We start from the raw sequence: 8,078 nt of genomic DNA on the forward strand, positions 1-8,078 counted from the left end.
GCAAAAGTGTTCCCCCACAACGTGTGCTGTGGGGGATGCGTTTCTTCTTATTATATGTATTCTTATTCGAATACTGCGCCTTTGCTTGCGGAGCTGACGAGTTTGGCATAGCGGGAGAGGTAGCCTGTGGTGACTTTTGGCTGTGGCTGTGTCCAGTTCGCTTTGCGCTCGGCGAGCTGTTCGTCAGTGAGCTTCACATTGAGGGCGCGTTTCGGGATGTCGATGGCGATGATGTCGCCTTCTTCGAGGAGTGCGATCGGGCCGCCGTCCATTGCTTCGGGCGATACGTGGCCGATGCACGCGCCGCGTGTTGCACCGCTGAAGCGTCCGTCTGTGAGGAGTGCGACTTTGAGGCCCATGCCTGTGATGAGGGCTGTCGGGTTGAGCATTTCGCGCATACCGGGGCCGCCTTTCGGGCCTTCGTAGCGGATGACGACGACGTCGCCGTCTTTGATCTGTTTGCCGATGATGGCTTCTACGGCGTCTTCTTCGGAGTCGAATACGCGTGCAGGGCCTTCGAATACGAGCATATCTTCGGTGACGGCACTTTCTTTGACGACGCCGTTGTCGGGTGCGAGGTTACCGCCGAGGATGGCGATACCGCCTGTCGGGCGATACGGTGCGTCTGCAGGTTTGATGATGGTGTGGTCGCTGACTTTGGCATGGTCGATGCGCTGACCGATGGTGCCGCTGACGGTGATGGCGTCTTTGTGGATGAGGCCGAGTTTACTGAGTTCGTTCATGACTGCGCTGATGCCGCCTGCTTCGTTGAGGTCGGTGATGAAGTGCTGACCGCCCGGGCTCATTTTGGTGATGTACGGTGTTTTTGCACTGATCTCGTCAAAGAGCGAGAGCGGAAGCTCGATGCCTGCTTCGTGTGCGATGGCAGGGAGGTGAAGGACGGTGTTGGAGGAACCGCCGATCGCCATGTCTACCATGATGGCGTTTTCAAACGCTTTTCTCGTGAGGATGTCACGCGGACGCAGGTTCTGTTCGATGAGTTTCATGACTGCCGCGCCTGCGCGTTTGGCGAGCATACGGCGGCCGCCTGTGTATGCGGCAGGTACGGTACCGTTGCCGGGAAGTCCCATGCCGAGTGCTTCGGTGAGGCAGTTCATCGTATTGGCTGTGAAAAGACCGGAGCAGGAGCCGCAGCCGGGGCAGCTTGCCTGTTCGATGGCGTCGAGTTCGTCTGCTGTGATCTTGCCCGACTCAAAGAGGCCTGCGGCTTCAAACGTGTTGCTGAGGCCGAGGTTTTTGCCTTGGTAACGGCCGGGGAGCATCGGGCCGCCGCTGACGACGACGGACGGGATGTTGAGGCGTGCGGCTGCCATCATCATGCCCGGTACGATCTTGTCGCAGTTGGGGATGAGGACGAGGCCGTCGAATGCGTGTGCTGTTGCCTGTGCTTCGATGGAGTCGACGATGAGTTCGCGGCTGGCAAGCGAGAATTTCATGCCGTCGTGACCCATGGCGATGCCGTCGCAGACACCGATAGCCGGTACTTCGATCGGTGTGCCGCCTGCGGCACTGATGCCGAGTTTGACTGCTTCGCAGATGTCACGCAGGTGTGCGTGTCCCGGGATGATCTCGTTGAACGAGTTGACGACGCCGATGAGCGGTTTTTGTAAGTCTTCGGGTGTATAGCCCATCGCATAGAACAGGGAGCGGTGAGCGGCTCTGGTGGAGCCTTTTTTAACAATATCGCTGCGCATTGTGTAAATCTCTCCTTTATATATTGCAGTAAGTGCAATTTAAGTTTAAAGTCTATTCTTCTATTATACAAGATTACACTCTTTTTTGGCAAACGCAATTTGCAGTTGTTTTGTCTTTAAAAGACAGATAATTGAAAAATTTGTGAACAATCGGCAGGAGAATGAGAAGTAAGACCGAATATAACAATCAAGAATGTAAATTGCGTGCTCGGTTGTCTGCGTGTGCGAGAGCGAGCACCGAATAAAAGGAGAGAAAAGATCATGATCAAAAGAGATGGAACACTTAATGTTGTAACGAAAGAAATGTTCGGCGGCCCGGGCGAAACGATCATCAAAAACCTTATCGAAGGCGATGAATTCTGCGGTAAAGGCCGTTTGTTCGCGCATAACGTATTGAAACCGGGTGTTACGCTTGGTAACCATCAGCACGTAAACGATTTCGAAGCTTACTATATCCTCAAAGGTGTTGGCGATTACAACGATAACGGCGTAGAAACGAAACTCTATCCGGGCGATGTTGCTTACTGTCCGGAAGGCGAAACGCACGGCATTACGAACAACGGTGAAGAAGATCTCGAGATCATCGCGCTTATCTTGTTCGATAAAAAAGACTGATTAGTTAAGTGAGCGAAGCCCCGATGCACTTAGGTGTGTCGGGGCTTTTTTGATATGCAGGGGCGGTATATGCGGTGTGTGTGCCCGATGCGGCGGCAAAGCGAAAAAGGTGCGATATTTTTTTGATTTTCGTTGAATTTTGCTATTGCATCGCATGGGTTAAGATGGTATAATACTTAAGTCTATTAAGACAGGTTTAGGTTATTTTTGACCTTCCCTGCTCCCTCGAGGGAGCCAAAGTCCAAAGGAGGAGGTGATTTCGTGAGAAAGTACGAAGTCATAATCATTGTAAAACCTATGGAAGAAGAAGCTACGAATGCTGTTATCGCTAAATTCGAAGCTTTGATCGCTAACCAGGGTGGTACTGTTGACAGCACGGATCGTTGGGGTAAAAAACGCTTGGCGTATGAAATCAAAGATTGCCAAGAAGGTTTCTACTGCTTGATGAACGTAACGGCTGAGCCGGCTGTCTTGGCTGAAGCTGACCGTGTTATGAAAATCACGGACGAGCTTTTGAAACATATGATCGTTAGAGTAGAAGAATAAGGCCAGGGGGAAATATACCATGAATAAGGTTATTTTGGTAGGTCGTCTTGCACAAGACCCTGAAGTTCGCTATACGCAAAGCGGCAAAGCGGTCGCTTCGTTCAGCCTTGCGGTAAGTCGCTACGGTGGTGGCGCGCAGAATGATACTACTGATTTTATTCCTATCGTAGCGTGGGAAAAACTGGCCGAGATTTGTGGCAATAATCTTACCAAAGGAAGACGGATTTTGGTAGAAGGAAGACTGCAGATTCGGTCTTACGAAGGAAATGACGGCCAGAAACGCCGCATTTCGGAAGTAGTCGCGCAGAACATCGAGTTCCTTGAAGCGAAATCGGGTGCAGCTGCACCGATGGACAGACCGAGCAGCACTTCGACAAAAGCAAGTTCTTTTGGTAGCGAGGTCTTCCCTGAAGAAGAAATACCATTTTAAAGGGAGGTTATTTCATTGAGACGTGAAAGAGGCAGAAAGCCGAAGAAAAAAGTTTGCAGCTTCTGTGTTGATAAAGTAGAAGCTATCGATTATAAAGACGTACCGAAACTTCGCCGTTACATTACGGAACGTGGTAAAATCTTACCGCGCCGTATCTCCGGTAACTGTGCGAAACATCAGCGTCAGCTTACTGTTGCTATCAAACGTGCAAGAAACATTGCGCTCTTGCCGTTCACTGCAGAATAAGAATGAGAAGAGGACCGTCAAACGGTTCTCTTTTTGTTTTATACGGATTTCTTGATAGTTTATTGGAAAAAGAAGGAAGATATCGTTTCCTGTCCGAATAGATAGGGGAGGAGGCGATGAAAGGTGACTATTCGCGAGTCGGATATGATCCGTAAGATACGGCTTCTGGAGTGGCTGAAGGCGGAGCTTGCCGTTGGGGTGGGCGAGGTGATGCGAGCGGTCGCGGGCGGGGTGCGTACGCCGATGGCGGATGCGCTTTCGCGTGTGGTGGTGTCGTGTTATGTGCTGGGACGTCATTTGGGGGTCGGATTTGAGGAGCTTGATGAGGCTGTTATGCGTAGGCTTGACAGGCCTCTTGATGCGAAGGAGCAGGAGATAGAGGACCGATGCGGTGATTACCGTGCGCTTCGGCGGCACTGCAGGTCGAAGGAGTGATGTGATGCAGGGTGTGAAGGCAAGGCCTGTCGTTGAGGGCGGGCTTTTAGCGGCGTCTTTGGCGGCGATCGCTTTTTTAAGTATGTATATTCCGTATGCGAATCTGGTGTGGCCGCTTCCGATTGCTTTGGTGAGTGCGCGTCACGGGATGCGTTACGGTGTGATGACGGCGGCTGTCGGTGCGCTGGTGGTCGGTCTGATGGTGCATATATTGACCGGGCTGTTTCTTTTTTTGAGCGGCGGCTTGGTCGGTGTGGCACTCGGTGAGTGTTTAAGACGCGGCACAATGGCAGGCAGGACGGTGTCGGTGACGACGGTGCTTGCGTTTTTGTCGAATATACTGACGCTTGGTTTGGCGATGGTCGTTATGCAGGTCGATCTTGCGCAGATGAATCAAGAGATGGCGTCTGTTATCAAGCAGACGGTGACGGAGGTCAGTCTGCTGATGGGCAGCAGTGAGGCAGAGCGTGCCGAGTTGGAGGCGATGGGTGCTTCTTTTGTGCAGATGTATATGATGCTGATCCCGAGCGGACTTTTTGTCTGCGGTCTTATTACAGCGGTGCTGAATTTTGTGTTGGCGCGAGCTGTGATGGTGCGTCTTGGCATGGAGACCGTGTCATTTAGTCCGTTTGAGATGTGGCGATTCCCTTCGTGGGTGCTTTATCTGTTTATTTTGTCGCTGGTGGGTATCTACTGGGGCAATAAGTGGGCGGATGAAACGATGGTGATGATAGCGGGGAATGTACAGCTTCTCACGTCGTTCGTGCTTTTTGTGCAGGGGGCGTCGTTTCTTCGTTATGTCGCGAATCGGAATGTGTTTTTGAAGAAGATCTGGTGGATCCTCATTGTCATTGCTCTCTTTAGTCAATTTTTTACCATCATGTTGGTCGTACTTGGTGGGATAGATATGTTAATGAACTATCGCAATTTTCTCGAAAAACAGGTATAATATATAGATTAGAATGAAACGGAGGGGATGCTATGCCTCAAAATCCGCTGAATCACAAGGAGATCTATATTTGTTTGGCTATTATCGCGTGCTTTTTGCTCGTGCTTGGCGTGTATCATACTTGGTTCGCTGCGCTGGGGTTCGTTGCGCTGGGGTGCTTTTTCGTCCATTGCCGCAAGCGTCGTGCGCAACAGAAGGAGGAGCTGTATACGTATCTGGACGAGCTGGTGCAGAGCGTGGGCGGTACGACTTCGTATGCGGTGCGCAATTTGCCGATGGCGATGCTTCTCATCGACCGTGACGGGACGCTTCTGTGGAGCAATCCGCTTCTCGATACGTTCCTCGGTATGAAGGTGAAGGCGGGCGAGAAGATGAGTGTGATGTGGCCTGAGCTTCCGCTTTCCGATATGACGGAGGAGTCGGGACAGCTGTCGCTGAAGAAGGATGGTAAGTCGCTTCGTGTGGTGTATCGTTTGGTGCATCATCATCCTGCGCATCAGGAGCTGTTCGCGCTGTATGTGTCGGACTCAACGGAGGAGGACTGCATTTTGCAGGACTACGCGGCACGTATGCCTGTATTTTCGTATATTCAGATCGATAATTATGATGATGTTCTGCAAGGCTTGACGGAGCGTCAGCGTTCGATGCTGCTTCTTGAGGTCGGTAAGATATTGACCGAGTGGGTGGCAGGTATGAACGGCTATTTGCGTAAGTATACAGAGGATACGTATGTGGCTGTGTTTTCAAAAGAGGGTCTGGAGCAGGCTCTCAAGGATAAGTTCGCGGTGCTTGATAAGGTGCGCGCGATCCATCGCAATAATCGTATGCCGATCACGATCAGCGTCGGTGTAGCGTCGGGCAAGCTGTCTATTGCAGAGCTTGCCGATACGGCGCAGGCGGGTCTTGATCTTGCGCTCGGCCGCGGCGGCGATCAGATCGCGGTGAATATCGGCGGTAAGGTCGAGTTCTACGGCGGTAAGACGAAGGCGATCGAGAAGCATACGCGCGTGAAGGCGCGTGTCGTGGCGCATGCGCTTCATGATATGATGCAGAAGGCGTCGTCTATCCTGATCATGGGACATCAGCAGGAGGATTTTGACTGTCTGGGTGCCGCTGTTGGGGTGGCGCAGATGGCGAGATCGCTCGGCAAGGATGTGCATATCATCGTCAGCGGTTCGAATCTGTCGGTGCAGAAGATCGTTGAGATGGTGGAAACGGATACGGCATTGGCAGAGCCTGCCGACGGGCCCGACTTGTTCGTAGCAGAAAAACCGCGTCTTTTTATTACGGAAGAAGAAGCCATGCCGCTTCTTTTCGGTGCGCTCGTGTTCGTGGTGGACACGCATCGTCCGAGCCGTGTGGCGGCGCCGAAGCTTCTGTCGTGTGCGGAGAAGGTCGTCGTTATCGACCATCATCGCCGCAGTGAGGATTTCATCGTGAAGCCGTTTTTGGTATATCTCGAGCCTGCGGCATCGTCTACGAGCGAGCTGGTGACGGAGCTTATCGAGTATTTCGGTAAGGATATCCGTTTGACGAAGGGCGAAGCGACGGCTCTTTATGCAGGTATCGTGCTCGATACGAAGAATTTTGCCATTCAGACGGGCGTGCGTACGTTCGATGCGGCGTCGTATCTTCGTCGATGCGGTGCGGAGCCGCCGCTCGTAAGGGAGCTTTTCCGTACGGATTACCAGACGGTCAAGACGCGCAGTGATATTTTGAGCCGCGCAGAGGTCGTCGATGATAAGATAATGGTAGGGATATGTCCTGTGGAGAATAATCTTCCCACAGCGAATATACAAGCGTTGGCAGGTCAGACTGCCGACATGATGCTGATGATCGACGGGGTGGCTGTCAGCTACGTGCTGTTCTCGCTTGCCGACGGTGGTGTCGGGGTGAGTGCGCGTTCGGACGGCTCTGTCAATGTTCAGCTGGTGATGGAACAGATGGGCGGCGGCGGTCATCAGACGGTTGCTGGTGCTCAAGTCAAAGATAAAAGTATTGCCGCGGTACGCGAGGAGATCATCGAGCGTACGCGTGAGGCAATGAAGGAGAGTGTAGTCAATGAAAGTAATCTTATTGCAGGATGTTAAAAAATTAGGTAAAAAAGACGATATCATCGAGGTATCGGAAGCGTATGCACGCAACGTACTTCTCGCGAAAAAAGTAGCGATCGAAGCAACGCCTGCCAACCTCAACAATATCAAACAGAAAAAAGGTTCCGAAGCACGCAAAGCACAGATCCAGGCAGAAGAAGCCGTGCTTCTCGGCGCACAGCTGAAAAAGGTAACGGTGACGATCCCTGTGAAGATCGGTGAAGGCGGCAAGCTGTTCGGTTCGGTAACGGGCAAAGACGTTGCCGATGCGCTTGAAAAACAGTGCCAAATTACGATCGACAAACGCAAGATCGAGATCGATGGTACGGTACGCGGTGAAGGCACGTACACGGCTACCATCAAGGTTCACCCCGAGGTGACGAGCCGGGTTACGGTGAACATCGTCAAAGCGTAGGAAGAGGCCGACCATGATGGATTTTTTCAATAAGTTTCTTTCGCGCGACCCCGAAACGGAGGAGATCACGTTCGACCAGAAGGATCAGCTGGAGAGACAAGTAGCAGTACTGTTCAGCGTGCTGTCTACGGTCATCGGTGCCGAACAGATCATCTTGCGGGCGGGCAAGCTCGGTTGTCTGGAGCTTATTCGCTCCGAGCGACTGGAAGACCGCATCCTCGCGCTTCAGAAGCTCGTATTCCAAGACCCGACGCACGACCATGTCCCCGACCCTGCCGATATCCCTGCGCTTCTTGCCGATATCGAAGAAGAGCTTGCCGATATGATGGCGCGTAAGACGGTCGAGGATAAGATCGAGAAAAAAGTCGTTGAACGAATGGAAGAACGTCACCAAGAATATGTTTCGGAGATTCGTCAGCAGATATTAAAAGAAGAAGAAAAAACGGCGGAGAATCCGCAGACGATCAAAAAGCTCGAGAAGCTTGAAGCACTTGAGAAAAAATCGCTCACGCGCTCTCTGCCCGAACTGTTAAGACCGCAGAGTTTAGAGGAGATCATCGGGCAGGAACGTGCCGTCGATGCCATCAAATCGGAGCTGGCATCTGTCTATCCGCAGCATCTTCTTCTCTACGGA

General features: G+C 52.1%; 10 protein-coding genes. 9 read left to right on the plus strand and 1 reads right to left on the minus strand.

The annotated features are described in order from the left end of the window. Positions 1-62: 62 nt before the first annotated feature. Positions 63-1,715 (minus strand): dihydroxy-acid dehydratase, encoded by a 1,653-nt coding sequence (gene ilvD, locus IJN28_02155; protein ID MBQ6712577.1) that lies wholly within the window; start codon positions 1,713-1,715, stop codon positions 63-65. 261 nt (positions 1,716-1,976) lie between these two features. Between ilvD and IJN28_02160 the strand changes: the two genes are divergently transcribed. The 9 genes from IJN28_02160 to IJN28_02200 all read left to right on the plus strand — a co-directional run. After that, the gene (locus IJN28_02160) at positions 1,977-2,330 is read left to right on the plus strand and encodes a cupin domain-containing protein (protein ID MBQ6712578.1); all 354 of its coding nucleotides are present in this window, start codon (positions 1,977-1,979) and stop codon (positions 2,328-2,330) included. A 261-nt stretch (positions 2,331-2,591) separates the two neighbouring features. Continuing rightward, positions 2,592-2,876 (plus strand): 30S ribosomal protein S6, encoded by a 285-nt coding sequence (locus IJN28_02165; GenBank protein ID MBQ6712579.1) that lies wholly within the window; start codon positions 2,592-2,594, stop codon positions 2,874-2,876. A gap of 19 nt (positions 2,877-2,895) precedes the next feature. After that, entirely contained in the window at positions 2,896-3,306 is a 411-nt protein-coding gene (locus IJN28_02170) for a single-stranded DNA-binding protein (GenBank protein ID MBQ6712580.1), read from the plus strand. Positions 3,307-3,321: 15 nt separating this feature from the next. Next, complete coding sequence (locus IJN28_02175; protein MBQ6712581.1) at positions 3,322-3,552, plus strand: 30S ribosomal protein S18; 231 nt, start codon at positions 3,322-3,324, stop codon at positions 3,550-3,552. A gap of 123 nt (positions 3,553-3,675) precedes the next feature. After that, a complete protein-coding gene (locus IJN28_02180) occupies positions 3,676-3,987 on the plus strand; it encodes a hypothetical protein (protein ID MBQ6712582.1) in 312 nt (103 codons plus the stop codon). Then, a complete protein-coding gene (locus IJN28_02185; GenBank protein ID MBQ6712583.1) occupies positions 3,944-4,936 on the plus strand; it encodes a YybS family protein in 993 nt (330 codons plus the stop codon). The genes IJN28_02180 and IJN28_02185 overlap by 44 nt, the downstream gene beginning before the upstream one ends. Positions 4,937-4,968: 32 nt before the next feature. Then, the gene (locus IJN28_02190; protein ID MBQ6712584.1) at positions 4,969-7,026 is read left to right on the plus strand and encodes a DHH family phosphoesterase; all 2,058 of its coding nucleotides are present in this window, start codon (positions 4,969-4,971) and stop codon (positions 7,024-7,026) included. After that, complete coding sequence (rplI, locus tag IJN28_02195) at positions 6,998-7,444, plus strand: 50S ribosomal protein L9 (protein ID MBQ6712585.1); 447 nt, start codon at positions 6,998-7,000, stop codon at positions 7,442-7,444. The genes IJN28_02190 and rplI overlap by 29 nt, the downstream gene beginning before the upstream one ends. Before the next feature lie 13 nt (positions 7,445-7,457). Next, positions 7,458-8,078: ATP-dependent protease, Lon family (locus IJN28_02200; protein ID MBQ6712586.1), on the plus strand; the 621-nt coding region annotated here is incomplete at its 3' end.

The organism is Selenomonadales bacterium (assembly GCA_017442105.1).
GTDB lineage: Bacteria > Bacillota > Negativicutes > RGIG982 > RGIG982 > RGIG982.

Excerpts from the sequence above, each read along its gene's own strand:
- ilvD (MBQ6712577.1), bottom strand. The coding sequence starts at position 1,715 with ATGCGCAGCGATATTGTTAAAAAAGGCTCCACCAGAGCCGCTCACCGC.
- IJN28_02160 (MBQ6712578.1), top strand. The coding sequence starts at position 1,977 with ATGATCAAAAGAGATGGAACACTTAATGTTGTAACGAAAGAAATGTTC.
- IJN28_02170 (MBQ6712580.1), top strand. The coding sequence starts at position 2,896 with ATGAATAAGGTTATTTTGGTAGGTCGTCTTGCACAAGACCCTGAAGTT.
- IJN28_02190 (MBQ6712584.1), top strand. The coding sequence starts at position 4,969 with ATGCCTCAAAATCCGCTGAATCACAAGGAGATCTATATTTGTTTGGCT.
- rplI (MBQ6712585.1), top strand. The coding sequence starts at position 6,998 with ATGAAAGTAATCTTATTGCAGGATGTTAAAAAATTAGGTAAAAAAGAC.